Here is an 18,148-nt window from a genome sequence, read left to right as displayed (position 1 = left end):
AGGGCAGTCCGGACCTCTGAACCCCATGAAGAAGCTACTGACTTTTCTGACACTGCTGTTATTCGCCCCCTCGCTGCTTGCCACGCAAGTGGCCGGCGTGCGCCTGTGGACGGCACCCGACCACACCCGCCTGGTGTTCGACACCAGCAGCCGTGCGGTGCACAAGGTATTCGCGCTCAAAGACCCCGACCGCCTGGTGATCGATTTCGCCGATGCGGCGCTGGCGGATGATTTTTCGGTCAACGAGGTCAAAGACAAGCACCTCGACGGCATGCGACACGCGGCCCGTCCTGACGGCAGCCTGCGTGTGGTGCTCGACCTCAAGCAGGCGGTGCGGCCGAAAACCTTCCTGCTCAAACCAAACGATACCTACGGCCACCGGCTGGTGGTCGACCTGTACCCCTCGGATGCCGGTGCTGCCGCTGAGCCACGTGTCGCCAAGACGACCAAGGACATCGGCCGCGGACGCGACATCGTCGTCGCGATCGACGCCGGCCACGGTGGCGAAGATCCCGGGGCGGCAGGCCGCAAATACAGCACCAAGGAAAAGAAGGTCACGCTCGAGATCGCCAAGCGGCTGAAGAAGCTGATCGATTCGCAGCCCGGCATGAAGGGCGAGCTGACGCGCACCGGCGACTACTACGTCGGTCTGCGCCAGCGTATGGTGCTGGCGCGCGAGATGCGCGCCGATCTGTTCGTGTCGATCCACGCCGATGCATTCCGCGACAAGCGCGTGCGGGGCTCGTCGGTATACGTTTTGTCGAACCGTGGCGCATCGTCTGAGGCCGCGCGCTGGCTGGCAGAAAAAGAGAACTCTTCCGACCTGGTCGGGGGTGTCAGCCTCGAAGACAAGGATCCGGTATTGGCGTCGGTGTTGCTCGACCTGTCTCAATCGGCGACGCGTCATGCCAGCCTGAGTGCGGCGTCGAAGGTGTATGCGCAGCTGCGTGCGATGGGCAAGGTGCATGGTCGGCGGGTGCAGCAGGCCGGCTTCATGGTGCTGAAGTCGCCCGATATCCCGTCGATGCTGGTCGAAACGGGCTTTATCTCCAACCCGACCGAAGAGACCAATCTGCGCGATCCGAAGCATCAGGAGCGCATCGCCAAGGCTGTCCTCAAGGGGGTGCAGACGTTTTTCGACGAAGCGCCGCCACCCGGAACGCTGCTGGCGGAACGTCAGAACAAGTCGCTCAAGCACGTGATCGAGCGCGGCGACACCCTGTCGCAGATCGCCAGTCGCTACCAGGTCAGCCTGAGCTCGCTGCGGCGAGAGAACGACCTGCGCAACGACAATCACATCCAGGTCGGTCAGGTTCTGGTGATCCCGGGCACCTGATCTCTCACAACTCGGGAATAACGTCTCGGGAACCGCGTCTATTTAGGGGCAAGCGGGGATTACACCCGCATAACCTCAAAAGAGATGGAGATAAAAATGCGGTTCCTACTGTTCCCACTGCTGATGTTGGTGGCGGCCAGCGCGTACGCGGCTGACGCCCATCGTATCGTTCTGCACGTCGACGAAGCCGACGCAGCACGCCAAAACCTGGTCCTCAACAACGCCTCAAATATCAATAAGTACTATCTGGACAAGGGCGAAGAGGTCGAAGTCGAGATTGTTGCCTACGGTCCGGGACTGACCATGCTGGTGCCCGGCAAGTCGCCGGTCGGCGATCGAGTCACCTCGATCAAGCAGAATTACGACAACGTCAGTTTCAAAGCGTGCTCCAACACGCTGGCCAAGATGTCGGCCAAAGCCGGCAAAGACGTCAAGCTCATGGCCGAGGCCGAGATGGTCCCGTCCGGCGTGATCCATCTGGTCGAACGCCAGGAGCAGGGCTGGTCTTACATCAGGCCCTAATGATTTTCCTCTGAAGATATGGAAGGGTTCGCCCGCGCTTGCGCGGGCTTTTTTACGCCCGGCGTTTGCCGCACGGGCTGAAACAGAGGCCCGAACAACCCGGCGTGCTGGCGGTGGTCAAGCGCCGAACGGCAATGGCAGAATGCCGCCATGTCGTCACGAATACACGCCTTACCCAGTCAACTCGTCAACCAGATTGCCGCCGGCGAGGTGGTCGAAAGACCGGCCTCGGTGGTTAAGGAGCTGATGGAAAACAGCCTGGACGCCGGCGCAACCCGGGTGCAGGTAGATGTCGAGCAGGGCGGGGTCAAACTGATCCGCATCACCGACGACGGTGGCGGCATCGAACGCGACGACCTTGCGATGGCGTTGTCACGTCACGCCACCAGCAAGCTCAATGCGCTCGAGGACCTGGACCGGATCGCCAGCATGGGGTTTCGCGGCGAGGCATTGCCGGCGATCGCCTCGGTTTCGCGACTGACACTCGCATCACGCGCACAAGATGCCGACCGCGCCTGGCAATACGAGCCCGATAGCGGCGAGCTGCAGCCTGCCGCGCTGTCTCAAGGCACGGTGGTAACCGTGCGCGATCTGTTCTACAACACCCCGGCGCGGCGCAAGTTCCTGCGCACCGACAAGACCGAATTCGTTCATCTCGAACAGGTCGTGAAACGCCTTGCCCTGGTGCGCCACGATGTAACGTTCGTGCTGACGCACAATGGTCGCGAGGTGTTCTGCGCGAAGCGGGCCGAAGATCGGGTGGCACGTGAGCGTCGCCTTGCAGACCTGCTCGGCCCGGCCTTTCTCGAAGACGCCTTGTTCTTCGAACACGAGGCAGCCGGTCTGCGCCTGAGCGGTTGGGTGGCGCGCCCGACGTTTTCGCGCAGCCAGGCCGACATGCAGCATTTCTATGTCAACCGCAGGATGGTGCGCGACAAGCTCGTGACCCATGCGGTCCGTCAGGCCTACCAGGATGTGCTGTACCACGGCCGCCATCCAGCCTTCGTGTTGTTCCTGGAACTTGCGCCGGCATTGGTCGATGTCAATGTGCACCCTACCAAGCACGAGGTGAGGTTCCGTGAGAGCCGCCTGGTGCATGATTTTCTGTTTCGCACGTTGCACCAGGTGCTTGCCGAACCTGCAGTGACGGCAGAAGAGTACCAAGCCGTCACCCAGCCGGCGTCGACCGAGGCGCGTGCGGCGGAGTTCGGTCTGCGTGCAGAGGCGGGCGGTTCGATTGAACAGGCGGTGCCCCGTCAGGCGACGATGCGACTGGCGGTCGGCGAGCAGCGCGCGGCCTATCGCGCGGCGCAGGAATGGCAGACGCCGCCGGCGACGCCGGTGGCGCACACAGCAACCGAGTCCGCCGATGACGCCGATACGGACGAGCATCCGCTCGGCTTCGCTATTGCGCAGTTGCACGGCATCTATGTGCTGGCGCAGAACCGGCATGGCCTGGTGGTGGTCGACATGCACGCGGCGCACGAGCGCATCACTTACGAGGCGTTCAAACGTGCGCGTGAAGGTGAGGGCATCAAGAGTCAGCCCTTGCTGGTTCCGGTCAGCGTGGCGGTCAGCCAACGCGAAGCCGACCTGGTTGAAGAGCATGCGGCGGTGTTTGCCGAATTGGGTATGGAGGTCGATCGCCTGGGCGATCAGAGCCTTGTGGTACGTGCCCTTCCGGCGCTGCTGCGTCATGCCGACGCCGAGCGCCTGATGCGCGACGTACTGGCCGACCTGGTGGTGCACGGCAGTAGCCGGCGTATCCTCGAACAGATCAATGAAGTGTTGGGGACGATGGCCTGTCATGGCTCGGTGCGTGCCAATCGCCGACTGAGCATCGAGGAGATGAACGCACTGCTGCGCGATATAGAAAGTACCGAGCGCAGCGGTCAATGTAATCACGGTCGCCCGACCTGGGCGCAGATGGACATGCAGTCGCTCGACAAGCTGTTCTTGCGCGGACGTTGAACACCTTGCCGGCGACCAACGCATTGCCGCCCGCCATTCTACTGATGGGGCCTACCGCGTCGGGCAAGACGGACCTGGCGATCGCGCTGCGCGAGCACCTGCCGGTGGAGTTGATCAGCGTCGATTCGGCCATGGTGTATCGCGGCATGGATATCGGTACCGCCAAGCCGTCAGCGCAAGAGCTGGCCGCGGCGCCGCACAGCCTGATCGATATCTGCGACCCGGCAGAGGCCTATTCGGCAGCCCGCTTTCGGCAGGATGCGCTGGCCGAGATGGCGGCAATCTCACAACGTGGCCGAATCCCCTTGTTGGTCGGTGGCACCATGTTGTACTTTCGCGCGCTGCAGTATGGCCTGTCCGAACTGCCGTCGGCCGATGCGTCGATTCGCGAACGCCTCGAGCGCGAGCTGAAGTCAGACGGCCTGGCGGCGCTGCATGCCCGCCTGGCGTCGGTCGACCCCGTCGCTGCGCAGCGCATCCACCGCAACGACCCGCAACGAACCCTGCGTGCGCTCGAGGTGTTCGAGGCGACCGGCAAGCCGTTGAGCGAGTTGCAGGGTGGTCCGGGCGAGGGGATGCCGTTCCAGGCGATCAAGCTGGTGCGTTGTCCGGCGTCGCGAGCCGAGCTGCACCGGCGCATCAACGACCGCTTCGTGCGCATGCTCGAGCAGGGGTTTGTCGATGAAGTCGAGCGGCTGGTGGGGCGGGGTGACCTCGATCCGGATATGCCGTCGATGCGCTCGGTCGGTTACCGTCAGGTGTGGGCATGGTTGCGTGGGGAATTTAGTCGCGAGGAAATGGTCGAAAAAGGCCAGGCGGCGACCCGCCAACTGGCCAAGCGGCAAATGACCTGGTTGCGTAGTGAGAAAGATTGTCATTGGTTGGACGAGGCTGGCGATGTATTGAAACAGGCAATGACAATCATCAGTAATTCAAGCGGGAAAGCTACGCCGAGCTGACTTCATAAGTGATGTTGTGAAGCGGGTCTAAAGCCAAGAGACGGCTAATAAATCCAATTATCGGAGTAAATCGCTGTGCTATAGTTTTCATGCATCGCACACACAGGGATCGATTGGTGCAGTGGCGCTGGCCAAGTTGGACTGAAGCGCTGCACCGTATCTACGCACTGAGTTGTTTGGCGTAAAGACAAATTAAACCTAAACAAAATAAATCTAGGGAGCCCTCTCCATGTCAAAGGGACAAAGCCTTCAGGATCCGTTTCTAAACGCGTTGCGCAAAGAGCGCGTTCCGGTATCTATTTTTCTTGTGAATGGAATCAAGTTGCAGGGAACCATCGAATCGTTCGATCAGTTCGTTGTCCTGTTAAAGAACAGTGTCAGCCAGATGGTATACAAGCACGCTATTTCGACAGTCGTGCCGGCGCGCAATGTGCGCATCCAGCACGCGCATGGTGATAGTGACGGTGAGGCCGAACCCGGTAACGCCTGACTTAGATTTTTCGCCCGAACTGCTGCGTCCGACCTCGAGCCCCGGCTCGGGGCCGACGAGTTCTGCGTGGCTGAAAACTACGTGACCGTCAGTCGTGTTTGAACGTCCGCAAAGCGGCGAAAAAGCCGTACTCGTGCACGTCGGTCTGCACGGTGCCCCACGACCCGAAGAACTGCAGGAGTTCACCGAGTTGGCGAGCTCGGCGGGCGCGCAGCCGCTCGCCCTGATCTCGGGTCAGCGCAAGGTGCCCGATCCGAAGCTGTATGTCGGCAGCGGCAAGGCCGAAGAGATACACCAGCAGGTGTTGGCACTGGGCGCCGAGTTGGTGATCTTCGACAACACCTTGTCACCCAGCCAGGAACGCAATCTCGAAAAGGTCTTCGAGTGCCGTGTGCTCGATCGCACCGGCCTGATTCTCGATATTTTCGCCCAGCGCGCCCGCTCTCACGAGGGCAAGCTGCAGGTTGAATTGGCGCAACTGCGCCACCTGTCGACCCGCTTGGTGCGTGGCTGGACCCACTTGGAACGTCAAAAAGGTGGTATCGGCCTGCGCGGACCGGGTGAGACCCAGCTCGAAACCGACCGCCGCCTGCTCAATCAACGAATCGACCAGATCGGCAAGCGCCTGGCACGGGTCGACAGCCAGCGCGAGCAGGGGCGTCGCTCGCGGCGCCGCAACGAGGTACCGACGGTTTCCCTGGTCGGCTACACCAACGCCGGCAAGTCGACCCTGTTCAACCGGGTGACCGAGGCCGGGGTGTACGCCCGCGATCAATTGTTTGCCACGCTCGACCCGACGCTCCGCCGGGTCGAACTCGAAGACGGCGCGCCACTCATTTTGGCGGATACGGTCGGCTTCGTGTCGCGCCTGCCGCACGAGCTGGTCGCTGCGTTCAAATCCACCCTGCAGGAGACCGTGGAGGCCGATCTGCTGCTGCACGTGGTCGACGCGAGCAGCGCGCAGCGGGCGGAACAGATCGCCGAAGTCGAGGATGTCCTGGCGCAGATCGGCGCCGACGAAGTGCCGCGCATCGAGGTGTACAACAAGATCGACCTGTTACCGGGCACCGAGCCCCGGGTTGACCGGGATGCCGATGGCAGGCCGCAGCGCGTCTGGCTGTCTGCGGCGGCCGGTCAGGGGGTGGAGCTGCTGTTGGGGGCGCTGGCCGACTGGTTCCGCAGCGACATTATCAATACGAGGGTTTCATTGGGCCCGGCTGACGGTAGACTGCGCGCCTTACTGTTCGAACAGGGCGCCATCGTCAGTGAAAACCACGCCAGTGACGGGGGTTGGGAACTCGAAGTGGAGCTCAGGCGTCAGGACTTCGAGCGCTTGAGGAAGCGTGAATCCGTCCTCGCAGCGCAGTGGCGCGACCAGCCGCCGGCGTTTGACCAAACAGGGTAATGGGCTTTCGCCCTGCACTGTTGGTAGAATCGCCGCGATAAATCGCCTAATGACATCGAATTGAACCAGCGCACGGGAGTAATGCATGGCCTGGAATGAACCGGGTGGGGGCAATCGCGACCCTTGGAATAACAAGGGTGGTGACCAGGGACCTCCGGATCTCGACGAAGTTGTCCGCAAACTGCAGGACAAGATGGGAGGGCTGTTCGGCGGCAAACGTCGTGGCGGCGGAGGCGGTGACGAGGGCGACAGCGGCGGTTCGTCTGGCGGCGGCAGTTTCGCCGGCGTCGGCATCATCGTTGTTCTCGCGGTGATCGTGGTCCTGGCAATGGATTCGTTTTATATCGTCGAGCCCGCAGAACGCGGCGTGGTGACACGCTTCGGCGCCTACCATGTGGTGACGGCTCCCGGTCCGCACTTCAAGCTACCGTTCATCGACACCGTCGACGTCGTGAATGTCGACCAGGTGAACAAATTCCAGCACCGTGCCCAGATGCTGACCAAGGACGAGAACATCGCCGACGTCACGCTCGAGGTGCAGTACCGTATCCAAGACGCGGCAGACTTCCTGTTCCAGGACGCCAATCCGCAGGGCACCATTCATGGCGCCATGGAATCGAGCCTGCGTGAGGTCATCGGTAAGAGCCGCTTGGACGACATCATTACCGAGAACCGTAGTGCTATTGCCGTATCCGTGCAGGACGGCACGCAGTCCCTGCTCGATCTGTACAAGACGGGCCTGAAAGTGACCAACGTCAATATTCAGCGCGCCGAGGCACCGGAGGCCGTGGCCGAGGCGTTTGCCGACGCCATCCGTGCACGTGAGGACAAGGAACGCTTGCAGAACCAGGCCCAGGCCTATGCGCGTGACATCGTGCCGCGTGCCCGCGGTGAGGCCGCACGCCTGATCGAAGACGGTAAAGGTTACAAGGCGCGGGTTGTCGCCGAGGCTGAAGGTGAGTCGCAGCGCTTCCTTGCGCTGAAGAACGAGTATGAAAAGGCACCGCGCGTGACCCGTGAGCGCCTGTACCTGGAAACCATGCAGGACGTACTGAAGAATACCGGCAAGGTGCTGCTCGATGTGAAAGAAGGCAGCAACCTGACCTACCTGCCGCTCGATCGGATGATCCAGCCACCGCAACAGCGCAGCAGCGAATCGACGACCAACAGTCCGTCGGTCAGCCGCATGCCGACCACGAGTTCGACGTCGTCCGACCAAAGCTCGCGTTCGAGCTTTCGCGACAGCCGTAACTTCGATCGCTCGCGGAGGGACCGTTAATGAATTCCGGTAAAGGTATTGTCATTCTGATCGTGCTGGCGCTGCTGGTGGTGATCGGCAGCTCGTCGCTGTTCGTGGTGCGCGAGGCACAGCTGGCACTGTTGCTGCGACTCGGTGAGATCGTCGACGCCGACTTCAAGCCCGGCCTGCACTTCAAGGTTCCTGTGATCCAGGAAGTGGTCAAGTTCGATAAGCGCATCCAGACCCTGGACGCCAACCCCGAGCGTTTTCTGACCATCGAAAAGAAATTTGTGGTGGTCAACTCGTACGCCAAGTGGCGGATCGCCGATGTCGCCCAGTTCTTCCGCTCGACCCGCGGCAGCGCCGACACGGCATCACGCCTGCTGGCTGCACGGATCAATGCGGCACTGCGTGACGAATTCGGTAAACGCACGGTACAGGAAGTGGTGTCGGGTGAGCGCACCGAGATCATGGCCACGCTGGCGCGCAACGCCAACGAGCAGGCCGCCGACCTCGGCGTGGAGATCGTCGACGTGCGGGTCAAGCAGATCGACTTCTCTGACGACATCAGCGAGAACATCTACGAACGTATGCGCACCGAGCGTCACCGGGTCGCCGCCGAGCTGCGTGCACAAGGTGCGGAGGCCGCAGAGCGTATCCAGGCCGACGCCGACAGGCAGCGTATCGAGATTGTGTCGAACGCCTACCGCGACGCGGAACTGCTGCGCGGTGACGGCGATGCGCAAGCCGCCGAGATCTACGCCAACGCGTTCGAGAGCAATCCCGAGTTCTATGCATTCTGGCGTAGCCTCAGTGCCTACCGTGATGTCTTCAAAGACGGCGGCAGCATGATGGTGCTGGATCCGGATTCGGAGTTCTTCCGCTACTTCGGCACCGAAAAGCAGTAACCCGAATCACCCAGATTCGGCACGCAATCAAAGCCGGGGCGATCCACCCCGGCTTTTTTGCTTTGTGCACCGTTCAGCGACGGGCCGCGTGGACAATTCGCGGGTGATCTGGGAAAATTTCGGCTGTTGGTGTCCGGTTTTATCGGCCGGCAACCAAGGTCGAATCGAATGTGGCCGGGTGAACACCCCGGCTTTTTTGTGGATGGAACGATGTGGGACGATCTCTGGGTCGCATTGGCCCTGATGCTGGTGCTGGAAGGTATCCTGCCCTTCGTCAATCCACGAGGTTTCCGCAAGATGATGCAAACGGTCAGCGACATGGATGACAAGGCACTGCGCAATGCCGGCCTGTTTACCATGGTGGCGGGCCTGTTGCTGCTGTATCTGGTGCGCTAACGAATGATGCAAAACAACACCTGGTTGTTGCCCGACGGCATTGACGAACTGCTGCCCGCACAGGCGCGGACGCTCGAGACGCTGCGCCGCAACCTGCTCGATTGCTATGCCGGTTGGGGCTACCAACTGGTTATGACGCCGTTCATCGAGTATCTCGAATCCCTGCTCACCGGCACCGGCCGCGACCTTGAGCTGCAGACCTTCAAGCTCACCGATCAGGTCAGCGGCAGGCAGCTCGGCGTGCGCGCCGATATCACACCTCAGGCAGCGCGCATCGATGCTCACCGCCTGCGTCACGAGGCGCCGACCCGTCTTTGTTATATCGGCAGCGTGTTGCGCACACGCGCCGACGGTTTCTCCGGTTCGCGCAGCCCGCTGCAGATCGGCGCGGAGTTGTACGGTCACGCCGGCGTTGAAAGCGATGTGGAAATCGTCTGCCTGATGATGGAAACACTGGGCCAAGCCGGTTTGAAGGATGTCTATCTCGACCTGGGGCATGTCGGCATCTACCGTTCGCTGGCGCAGGCCGCCGGTCTGACGCAGAGTCAGGAAGCCGACTTGTTCGAGGCGCTGCAACGCAAGGCGGCGGCTGAGATTAGCGCGCTGGTCGAAGGTTTCGGGGTCGATGCGGACCTTGGCCGCATGCTGTTGTCGCTTGCCGACCTCAACGGCGGCGCCGATGTGCTGCCGCGCGCGCGCGAGGTGCTGGCCGGTGCGCCGGCGGCCGTGGGCGATGCGATCGATTATGTTGAAGCCGTCGCCACGCAGTTGCGTGCCTATCTGCCCGACCTTCCCGTGCATTTCGATCTGGCCGAGCTGCGTGCCTATCACTACCAGACGGGCGTGGTGTTTGCGGCGTTCGTTCCCGGCGAGGGCCAGGAGGTCGCGCGCGGCGGCCGTTACGACGAGATTGGCGAGGTGTTCGGTCGGGCGCGACCGGCGACTGGTTTCAGCGCCGACCTCAAGACGCTGATGCGCCTGGGCAGCTGGTCGCCGCAGGTTCTGCAGGGCGCGATATTGGCGCCGAGCGAGTTGGAACCCGCGCTCAATAGGAAGATCGCTGAATTGCGTGCAGCAGGGCAGGTCGTGATCCGCGCCTTGCCTGGCCAGGAAGGTAACCCCGCAGAGATGGGTTGCTCGCATCGATTAGAAAAACAGGCTGAACAATGGGACGTCGTCCCGCTTTAGCCGTCAACCGGAAAGAGATGAACCGATGGGTAAGAACGTAGTCGTCATTGGCACCCAGTGGGGCGATGAGGGTAAAGGCAAGATCGTCGATCTGCTGACCGACAAGGCCGACGCCGTGGTGCGTTTTCAAGGGGGGCACAATGCCGGCCATACCCTGGTTATTCAGGGACGCAAGACGGTCCTGCACCTGATTCCATCGGGCATTCTGCGCAGCGATGTGCGTTGCCTGATCGGCAACGGTGTCGTGTTGTCGCCCAGTGCGTTGCTCGAAGAGATCGACATGCTCGAACAGGGTGGCGTTGACGCGCGAGGCCGCATGGGTATAAGCGAGTCGTGCCCGGTGATTCTGCCGTATCACATCGCCTTGGATCAGGCGCGCGAAGCCGCACGCGGTAAGAAGGCAATCGGTACCACCGGTCGCGGTATCGGCCCGTGCTACGAAGACAAGGTGTCGCGTCGTGGTATCCGCCTCGGTGAGATGCTGGATGCCGAGCATTTCAAAGACCGGCTGCGCGAGGTCATGGAGTATCACAACTTCGCCCTCGAGCATTACTTCAAGTTCGATACGGTGGAGTATCAGCAGGTCCTGGACGAGGCTTTGGCACAGGCCGAGCAGATTAAGCCAATGATCGAAGACGTGCCCGGCACCTTGCACGGTCTTCGCCGTCAGGGGCGCAGCGTGATGTTCGAAGGCGCACAGGGTGCCTTACTCGACATCGACCATGGCACCTATCCCTACGTCACGTCGTCCAACACCACGGCCGGCGGTGCGGCAACAGGCAGCGGTGTTGGTCCGTGCGATTTCGATTATGTGCTGGGTATCGTCAAGGCCTACACGACGCGTGTCGGTGCGGGTCCATTCCCGACCGAGTTGTTCGACGACGACGGCAATCATCTGGGCGAGAAGGGTCACGAGTTCGGCGCCACCACTGGGCGTAAGCGCCGCTGTGGCTGGCTCGATACCGTCGCGCTGAAACGCTCGCTGCAGATCAACAGCGTCACCGGTATGTGTATCACCAAGCTGGATGTGCTCGATGGCTTGGATACGGTCAAGATCTGTATCGCGTACAAGCTCAACGGCCAGGAAACCGACACGCCGCCGGTGGGTGCCGATCGTTTCGAACAGTGCGAGCCGGTGTTCATCGAGATGCCGGGTTGGAAGGAATCTACCGTAGGACTCAAGTCTCGCGACGAGTTGCCCGAAGCGGCAATCAACTATCTGCGCAAGGTGGAAGAGTTATGCGAAACGCCGATCGATATCATCTCGACCGGCCCGGATCGTGACGAAACCATCGTGCTGCGACATCCCTTCGATTGATCGCAATCCTCGGTCGATGAAACATCAAACCCCGCCATCGTTCGATTGCGGGGTTTTTTGATGCGCCGAAATAGCAACATCGTGTAGGAAAACTTCCGTTCGGGTAGTCGCGCGAGATTCGCACGCTAGACTTGCCATTAACAAAAGCAACAAGTTTCAGGGAACCCGACCCGGGGATGGGTCATGGCCAAGGATGGCTCCAGGGGGAAACATAATGACAACAGAAGTGCCGCACGACATCCGTACGCATCATTACAGCGCGCGAGACATTCAGTTCGCCGAATGGCGGCGTATCCACCGCAGGCGTTATCTCGCCGGCCTGAGCGATAAGGATCAAAGTGACGATGAGCCGGCGCAGCGCCCGGAGGATCTTGTCGGTCTGGGGCTGTCGGGCGGAGGTATACGCTCGGCCGTTTTCAATCTCGGCCTGCTGCAGGGGCTGCGGTTTTACGATGTGTTGCGTCACGTCGATTACCTGTCGACGGTTTCAGGCGGAGGCTATGTCGGCGCGAGTATGACCTGGTTCGCCAGCGTGCTCGGTCGCGATTTTCCCTATATCGCACACGACGAGGACTCGGTCGAGAGACGCGGCGAGGTGCGCAACCGCTTACAGTATCTGCGCGCGCACGGCAGTTATCTGATCCCTGGCGACGGGTTGAACCTGTGGTCGCTGATCGCCGCGATTGTGGCCGGCAGTCTGACGACGATGGCGGTGCTGCTGCCGGTGCTGGTGCTGGTGGTCGCGCTGTTGGCAACGCCTTTGGTCTCGGTGCCGGATTGCACTCAGGCTTCGGTCAACGGTTGGCTGCCGCCGTGTTTCAATACCTTCGATATCGCGCTCGGCTTGGGCGTTTTCTCCGCGGCCCTGTTCGGTGTTTCCGTGCTGGTTTACGGCATCGTCAGCAGTCTGGGGCGAGGCTCGAAGATCCGCAGTGCGAGTGCGCAGCGCATGATGCGCGAAGGTCTGGGGCGATTACTCGCGTATGCCCTGGCGCTCATCGTGCTCGGCTGTGTGCCGATCGTCTACGAGTTTATCGCCACGCATTTCCAGGAATGGAAAGCGACGGCGATGTCGGGCATTTCGATCGGTGGCGCGCTATCGTTTGGCGCGGGCCTGTTCGGCGCGAAGAAGGGCAGCGAAGTCCGGCTCGGGCGTTCGAGTCTATTGAGCCTGGGTCTGTTGCTCGCGGTGTTTGGCGTGATGCTGTGGATCTATCACCTGGTGCATGCCCATGTGCCGGCGTTGTTGTGGGATTGGCGTTTCCTCGCCTTGCTCGGTGTTTCCGTCATGCTGGCATGGTTCGCCAATATCAATCACGTGTCGATGCACCGCTTCTATCGCAATCGCCTGATGGAATCCTTTATGCCGGTGCCCGACGAGCCGACGACGGGTGATGACGATCCTGCCGAGCGTTTGCCGCAAGATCCCGATCAGTGCTTTCTGCACGCCATTCCGCAGACGGACTACCCCTATCACTTGATCTGTACCAATGTGCAGACCGTGGGGTCGACCTCGGCACGTCTGCGCCAACGCGGCGGCGACAGCTTCCTGCTCAGCCCGGAATACTGCGGCTCCGAGGCCACCAAATACGTGCGAACCCAAGACTTCGTCGGTGGCTCGATGAACCTGGCGACGGCGATGGCGATTTCCGGTGCCGCTGCGGATACCAACTCGTATGCGACGCGCTCGCGTCCGTTGGTGTTCCTGATGACCTTGTTCAACATCCGGCTCGGTTACTGGATTCGCAACCCTCGCCACACCACGCCGTCGCCGGCGCAATGGCGGGCGAGCAAGCAACCGATGTGGACCTATCCGCGCCAGTGGTTGGCGATGCATCGTCGCCCGATGTGGTATTGGTATCTATTCCGTGAGGTCTTCGGCCGTGGGATGGACGAAGATGCTTTGAATGTCCGCCTGTCCGACGGCGGTCACTTTGAAAACCTGGGGCTGTATGAACTGATCCGGCGTCGATGCAAGACCATCGTCATCTCCGACGTCGGCTGCGATCGCGAAATGACATTCGGCGACCTCGGCCGTGCCGTCGAGCGTGTGCGCGCTGATTTCGGCACGCTGGTGGATATCAATCTCGACCCCCTGCATCCGGAATCCGATGAGGGTTTCTGTGAAGTGCCGTTCGTCACCGGCACCATTACCTATCTGCCGGATGGCGATCTGCCGCGTGATGAGGGGATTCTGATCTACGTGAAGAGCGCGCAACTGAAGAACGTCCCACCGGACGTGGTGGCATACCGGGCGGCGAATCCGGACTTCCCGGACGAGAGCACAGGCGATCAGTTCTTCGACGAAGAGCAGTTCGAAGCCTATCGTGAGCTCGGCTTTGCCAGTGCCCGCTTGTTGTGCTCGCGCGGCAACGGCTACGACGGCAGCGCCAAAGATGCCTGTGCCGGCGCCCTGTCGCATTTCCGCGCCGCTGTCGGGATAGAGACCCAACCGGGAGTCGAGTCAGACGACTGAGCAGCATTTCCGCCGTGTGACACGCTGTGCGGCATTGATCGCACAGCGTGTCGTCTGTTTTACTTCTCGTTGACGCAAGCTTCGAAGCAAGCGAACCGGATGCCCATCGCGTGACCGCGGCTTGATCGGCATACAGGCCGATCAGCCGAGCACGGCCAGCAGTAAGGTGCGTGCGCCTGTGGTCGAGCCCTGAGGAGAGGACCCTATGTCGAATACAGCCACGTCCATTGTGTCGGCGATACTCGGTGGTTTGGTCGCCACGGGGATCACGCTGTTCAGTGTGGGTTGGTCTGAAGCGGAGAAGCAGGCCGAGTTGAGTCGAGCGCAGGCGCTGGCTGATTTTGCGGAGGCGACCTGGGGTCACGATCGCCAGCGGTATGATCGCAAGGTGAGTTCATTGACCATATACGCCTCGCCCGAAGTCATCCAGGCACACGCACTCTGGGTGCAGGCGCATTGCAACGACACGGTGCGCTCCGGATCGGATCGCTGCAAGGGTTTATGGGCCGATGTAGTCATCGCGATGCGCGCGGAGATCGGTATGCGGCCGGTCGACAAGCGCCTGATCGTCGAAGCCATTTGGGAAAAACCGGAGCGCTGAATTTCGCGGCAGCTGCCGGACGTGAATTACGACAGCAAGGAAGAAACATGCTGAGAGGGAAGTTGTTGGCCGGACTGTGTTGTCTGGTGTTGTGGGCCGGCGAGGTGCTGGCTGCAGGCGTCGATCATGTCGTCGTCTACAAGGCCGAACGTACCATGCAGCTGCTGGCGAAGGGCAAGGTCGTCAAGACCTACGCCATCGGCCTGGGTGACGACCCGTTCGGGCACAAACAGCAAGAAGGCGATGAGCGTACGCCGGAGGGCAATTACGTCATCGATTACCGCAATCCACAAAGCGGCTACCATCTGTCGCTGCACATCTCTTATCCCAATGCCCGCGACAAGGCCAATGCGAAGAAGGCCGGCGTCGATCCGGGCGGCATGATCATGATCCATGGATTGCCGAACGGTTACGGTTGGGCCAAGCACTTCTTTGCGGGGCGTGACTGGACCGACGGCTGTATCGCGGTCAACAACGAGGAAATCGAAGAGATAGGACAGCTCGTCGCAAACGGTACGCCCATTACCATCCATCCGTGACGGCTCGATTCTCCAGCGCAAGTCGCGCGTCGGCACAATAGTGAACTGCGAGGCGGCATCCCCGCTCGGCAGAATATCGCCTAAGCTTGCCAGCAGCGCAGCCCTCAATGAGCAGCGTGACCCTCCATTGTCGAGGAAAGGAATATGTTGCGCAGTCTCATAACGTTCGCAGGTATCGCGATGCTGGCGGCTTTGCTGGCCGGCTGTGTAAGCGAGAAGGAAGCGATGATCAAGAAGGGCTACCCGATGGCCTATGCCGATGGATTCGACGATGGCTGCCATAGTGGAAAGAAGGCCGGCGGCAGCATGTTCGACGAGTTTCGCAAAGATGTCGGCCGCTTCGACGACGACCATCGCTATGCGCAAGGCTGGTCGGATGGTTTTCGACAATGCGAGTCGGAGGAAGAGGCCTACGAGCGTCGGTTGCGCATGACGCTTGAGCAACAACGCCTCGTGGACGACCGTAAGCGCAGCGAGAAGGCCGAACAGCGTCACCTTGAGCGCGAGGTACTGAAAGGCATCGACACACGGTCGCTGAAGAACCTGAAGTAGCGAGTCTGCTCCTCACGCCGGCCTTGGTCGATCTCGGCGCGGCAGGGGTATGTTGCGTGGTTCGACCGAAATTGGTGCGTATTCGCTTGCTCTACCGCACTGCCTTGGCGCAGGCATACCGGCCTTCTCCCCCAAGTTCTTGTTTCTCGCACAGGTTTCCTGCGGCATATCCCTTGCTAGCCAGAGCCACAGGCCTTAAGGCCACAAACAATCTAGAACGACGTTCAAATGCGATGACTCGTCGCTGATCGGCGACGGGATTTCCATGGTGGTGAATCGATGTCGTTGGGATGCCTGCACCCAGCGCCACGAAATCGTGTGAGAGAGACTGCGTGATGAAATCTTTTGTTAAAGCCGCTGAGATCTGGCAGACGGGCCCTGAAGGCGACCGTCTGCACCTGAGCACCAGCTATTACGGCGACCTGATCGAGTTTGCCGAGGCCAGCAAAGACATGGGCTTTGCCTATGGTGAAGGTCTGCCGGGCCAGACGTGGGCCCAGGCGCGGCCGCTCGTCTGGACCGATCTGCAAACCGACGCGTTTTTGCGCTCCGAAAGTGCCAAGCGCGCCGGCATCGCCTGTGGCCTTTCGATTCCAATCTTCGCCGGCGACTTTCTGTTGGCCGTGTTGGTGTTGTTTTTCGCGGATGACGAGGATGTCACCGGGGCGGTGGAGGTCTGGGGCAACCGCGGCAGTGAGACCGAGCTGAAACTGGTCGAAGGCTACTACGGCGTGCTTGAACGTTTCGAATGGGTCTCACGTCGATTGACGATAATGCGCGGCCGCGGGCTGCCTGGCGGCGCATGGGGTGACGGCAAGCCGCTGATCATCTCCGATCTCGGTCAATCGAGCGCCTTTCTGCGGGCGCGCAATGCGGCTGAGTCCGGTATCACCACCGGCGTTGCGGTGCCGTTCTCGTATGGCGCAAGTGACACCCAGGTGCTGACCTTTCTCTCGGCACGCGGTACGCCGATCGCGCGGCGTTTCGAGGTCTGGGTGCCGGATACCGAAGGCAAGCGGCTGGTATTCGAAACCGGGCACACCGAAGCGGGTGAGGATCTGCACAGCATCTATCGCGACGTAAGCTTCGCCAAGGGTCACGGAACGCGCGGCCTTGCCTGGCTCACCGGCAGACCGTCGATCTCATCGCCGGCAGAGGGCGCAGACGATGGTCCGCTGGTATTGCTGCCGGTGATCGATGATTGCCGGCTGGTGGCGGTCGTCGGGTTGGTTTTATAACATCGGGCACGTCGGTAACGAATCTTCGATCGACTGCGGCCGAAAGCGCCTGGATGCGCCCGAATGAGGAAAACGCGCCGTTTCTGAACACTGCCCCCTAGCGGGCGAGGATGGCGATGGTTTCCGTTCGTGTCATATCGCTGACCGTGCTGGCGATGATTGCGTTCGCCGGCAACTCCCTTTTGTGCCGGGTCGCACTCAAAGAAACCGCTATCGATCCGGCCGCGTTCACCTCACTGCGGCTCGTCTCCGGCGCCGTGGTGCTGTGGCTGCTGGTCGTCGTGATCAAGCGTCAGCGGGCGGTGGCCGGCAGCTGGGGTTCGGCGTTCGCCTTGTTTGGCTATGCCGCTGCGTTTTCCTTTGCCTATGTCGATCTGTCGGCCGCGACCGGCGCCTTGCTGCTGTTTGGCGCGGTGCAGGCGACCATGATCGGGCACGCGCTGTGGGTCGGCGAACGCCTGCGTGTCGGCCAAACGGCCGGTGTCGTGATCGCCTTGGCCGGCATGGTCGGCTTGATGCTGCCGGGCCTGACTGCGCCGCCGCTGTTTGCTGCTAGCCTGATGTTGAGCGCCGGGGTCGCCTGGGGGGTGTATTCGCTGCGCGGGCGCGGCGGAGGTGACCCGACCGTGGCGACTGCCGGTAATTTCGTCCGCAGCGTGCCGCTGGTGGCGGTGCTGGCCGTAGCGGGCATGAACCACCTCTCTGTCGACGCGGCCGGCATAATCTACGCCGTTGCTTCCGGTGCATTGGCATCAGGAATTGGTTATGCGATCTGGTATGCGGCCCTGCCTGGTTTGCAGGCCGCCCAGGCCGCGACAGTGCAGCTGAGTGTGCCGGTAATAACCGCGGTCGGCGGCGTTTTGTTCCTCGACGAGATGGTCACGCTGCGCTTGATACTGGCTTCGGCGGCGATTCTCGGAGGTATCGCCCTGGTGATCGTGGCAAAAGACCGCACTAAAAGTAGGTGAAAAATGACGCAATTTATATTATTGGTTTATGAAATAAATAA

The 18,148-nt window shown here is 61.2% G+C and carries 17 protein-coding genes; all 17 read left to right on the top strand.

Annotated features, from left to right (window positions below):
• Positions 1–25 precede the first annotated feature (25 nt).
• The 17 genes from B1781_RS16150 (at position 26) to B1781_RS16070 (ending at position 18,107) form a co-directional block, all read left to right on the top strand.
• Positions 26–1,336, top strand: coding sequence for an N-acetylmuramoyl-L-alanine amidase (locus tag B1781_RS16150; RefSeq protein ID WP_078120641.1), 1,311 nt, complete (start codon positions 26–28; stop codon positions 1,334–1,336).
• A 96-nt stretch (positions 1,337–1,432) separates the two neighbouring features.
• On the top strand, positions 1,433–1,858 hold the full coding sequence (locus tag B1781_RS16145; RefSeq protein WP_334223754.1) for a DsrE family protein: 426 nt from the start codon (positions 1,433–1,435) through the stop codon (positions 1,856–1,858).
• Positions 1,859–2,008: 150 nt separating this feature from the next.
• Positions 2,009–3,829, top strand: coding sequence for a DNA mismatch repair endonuclease MutL (mutL, locus tag B1781_RS16140; RefSeq protein ID WP_078120639.1), 1,821 nt, complete (start codon positions 2,009–2,011; stop codon positions 3,827–3,829).
• A 44-nt stretch (positions 3,830–3,873) separates the two neighbouring features.
• Entirely contained in the window at positions 3,874–4,788 is a 915-nt protein-coding gene (gene miaA, locus B1781_RS16135) for a tRNA (adenosine(37)-N6)-dimethylallyltransferase MiaA (protein WP_125932284.1), read from the top strand.
• A 229-nt stretch (positions 4,789–5,017) separates the two neighbouring features.
• Positions 5,018–5,278, top strand: coding sequence for an RNA chaperone Hfq (gene hfq / locus B1781_RS16130; RefSeq protein ID WP_078120637.1), 261 nt, complete (start codon positions 5,018–5,020; stop codon positions 5,276–5,278).
• A gap of 94 nt (positions 5,279–5,372) precedes the next feature.
• Positions 5,373–6,683, top strand: coding sequence for a ribosome rescue GTPase HflX (gene hflX, locus B1781_RS16125; RefSeq protein ID WP_078120636.1), 1,311 nt, complete (start codon positions 5,373–5,375; stop codon positions 6,681–6,683).
• Between the two features lie 85 nt (positions 6,684–6,768).
• Positions 6,769–7,962 (top strand): FtsH protease activity modulator HflK, encoded by a 1,194-nt coding sequence (gene hflK / locus B1781_RS16120; RefSeq protein WP_078120635.1) that lies wholly within the window; start codon positions 6,769–6,771, stop codon positions 7,960–7,962.
• Positions 7,962–8,831, top strand: a complete 870-nt coding sequence (hflC, locus tag B1781_RS16115) for a protease modulator HflC (protein WP_078120634.1) — start codon at positions 7,962–7,964, stop codon at positions 8,829–8,831. The genes hflK and hflC overlap by 1 nt, the downstream gene beginning before the upstream one ends.
• 210 nt (positions 8,832–9,041) lie before the next feature.
• On the top strand, positions 9,042–9,227 hold the full coding sequence (locus B1781_RS16110) for a DUF2065 domain-containing protein (protein ID WP_078122103.1): 186 nt from the start codon (positions 9,042–9,044) through the stop codon (positions 9,225–9,227).
• Between the two features lie 6 nt (positions 9,228–9,233).
• On the top strand, positions 9,234–10,415 hold the full coding sequence (locus B1781_RS16105) for an ATP phosphoribosyltransferase regulatory subunit (RefSeq protein ID WP_078122102.1): 1,182 nt from the start codon (positions 9,234–9,236) through the stop codon (positions 10,413–10,415).
• A gap of 25 nt (positions 10,416–10,440) precedes the next feature.
• A complete protein-coding gene (locus B1781_RS16100; protein ID WP_078120633.1) occupies positions 10,441–11,733 on the top strand; it encodes an adenylosuccinate synthase in 1,293 nt (430 codons plus the stop codon).
• A gap of 214 nt (positions 11,734–11,947) precedes the next feature.
• Positions 11,948–14,209 carry a hypothetical protein gene (locus B1781_RS16095; protein ID WP_078120632.1) on the top strand — a complete coding sequence of 754 codons (2,262 nt, stop codon included), beginning with the start codon at positions 11,948–11,950 and terminating at the stop codon, positions 14,207–14,209.
• A 205-nt stretch (positions 14,210–14,414) separates the two neighbouring features.
• Positions 14,415–14,810: a hypothetical protein gene (locus B1781_RS16090; protein ID WP_125932130.1), complete on the top strand. Its 396-nt coding sequence runs from the start codon at positions 14,415–14,417 to the stop codon at positions 14,808–14,810.
• Between the two features lie 47 nt (positions 14,811–14,857).
• Positions 14,858–15,349, top strand: a complete 492-nt coding sequence (locus tag B1781_RS16085) for a L,D-transpeptidase family protein (protein ID WP_078120630.1) — start codon at positions 14,858–14,860, stop codon at positions 15,347–15,349.
• 144 nt (positions 15,350–15,493) lie between these two features.
• Positions 15,494–15,901, top strand: a complete 408-nt coding sequence (locus tag B1781_RS16080) for a hypothetical protein (protein ID WP_078120629.1) — start codon at positions 15,494–15,496, stop codon at positions 15,899–15,901.
• A 335-nt stretch (positions 15,902–16,236) separates the two neighbouring features.
• Positions 16,237–17,139 carry a GAF domain-containing protein gene (locus B1781_RS16075; protein ID WP_164513425.1) on the top strand — a complete coding sequence of 301 codons (903 nt, stop codon included), beginning with the start codon at positions 16,237–16,239 and terminating at the stop codon, positions 17,137–17,139.
• A gap of 116 nt (positions 17,140–17,255) precedes the next feature.
• Positions 17,256–18,107: a DMT family transporter gene (locus B1781_RS16070; protein WP_078122101.1), complete on the top strand. Its 852-nt coding sequence runs from the start codon at positions 17,256–17,258 to the stop codon at positions 18,105–18,107.
• The last annotated feature ends 41 nt before the right edge of the window (positions 18,108–18,148 follow it).

The sequence above is a fragment of the Thiosocius teredinicola genome (genome assembly GCF_002009425.1).
GTDB lineage: Bacteria > Pseudomonadota > Gammaproteobacteria > Chromatiales > Chromatiaceae > Thiosocius > Thiosocius teredinicola.
The sequence above is the reverse complement of the archived record's forward strand: the minus strand, read 5'-3'. Positions and strand labels throughout refer to the sequence as shown.

What these genes read in the sequence shown, in the direction of transcription:
- B1781_RS16150 (WP_078120641.1), top strand. Translation starts at nt 26, where the DNA reads ATGAAGAAGCTACTGACTTTTCTGACACTGCTGTTATTCGCCCCCTCG.
- B1781_RS16145 (WP_334223754.1), top strand. Translation starts at nt 1,433, where the DNA reads ATGCGGTTCCTACTGTTCCCACTGCTGATGTTGGTGGCGGCCAGCGCG.
- mutL (WP_078120639.1), top strand. Translation starts at nt 2,009, where the DNA reads ATGTCGTCACGAATACACGCCTTACCCAGTCAACTCGTCAACCAGATT.
- miaA (WP_125932284.1), top strand. Translation starts at nt 3,874, where the DNA reads ATGGGGCCTACCGCGTCGGGCAAGACGGACCTGGCGATCGCGCTGCGC.
- hfq (WP_078120637.1), top strand. Translation starts at nt 5,018, where the DNA reads ATGTCAAAGGGACAAAGCCTTCAGGATCCGTTTCTAAACGCGTTGCGC.
- hflK (WP_078120635.1), top strand. Translation starts at nt 6,769, where the DNA reads ATGGCCTGGAATGAACCGGGTGGGGGCAATCGCGACCCTTGGAATAAC.
- hflC (WP_078120634.1), top strand. Translation starts at nt 7,962, where the DNA reads ATGAATTCCGGTAAAGGTATTGTCATTCTGATCGTGCTGGCGCTGCTG.
- B1781_RS16110 (WP_078122103.1), top strand. Translation starts at nt 9,042, where the DNA reads ATGTGGGACGATCTCTGGGTCGCATTGGCCCTGATGCTGGTGCTGGAA.
- B1781_RS16105 (WP_078122102.1), top strand. Translation starts at nt 9,234, where the DNA reads ATGCAAAACAACACCTGGTTGTTGCCCGACGGCATTGACGAACTGCTG.
- B1781_RS16100 (WP_078120633.1), top strand. Translation starts at nt 10,441, where the DNA reads ATGGGTAAGAACGTAGTCGTCATTGGCACCCAGTGGGGCGATGAGGGT.
- B1781_RS16095 (WP_078120632.1), top strand. Translation starts at nt 11,948, where the DNA reads ATGACAACAGAAGTGCCGCACGACATCCGTACGCATCATTACAGCGCG.
- B1781_RS16090 (WP_125932130.1), top strand. Translation starts at nt 14,415, where the DNA reads ATGTCGAATACAGCCACGTCCATTGTGTCGGCGATACTCGGTGGTTTG.
- B1781_RS16085 (WP_078120630.1), top strand. Translation starts at nt 14,858, where the DNA reads ATGCTGAGAGGGAAGTTGTTGGCCGGACTGTGTTGTCTGGTGTTGTGG.
- B1781_RS16080 (WP_078120629.1), top strand. Translation starts at nt 15,494, where the DNA reads ATGTTGCGCAGTCTCATAACGTTCGCAGGTATCGCGATGCTGGCGGCT.
- B1781_RS16075 (WP_164513425.1), top strand. Translation starts at nt 16,237, where the DNA reads ATGAAATCTTTTGTTAAAGCCGCTGAGATCTGGCAGACGGGCCCTGAA.
- B1781_RS16070 (WP_078122101.1), top strand. Translation starts at nt 17,256, where the DNA reads ATGGTTTCCGTTCGTGTCATATCGCTGACCGTGCTGGCGATGATTGCG.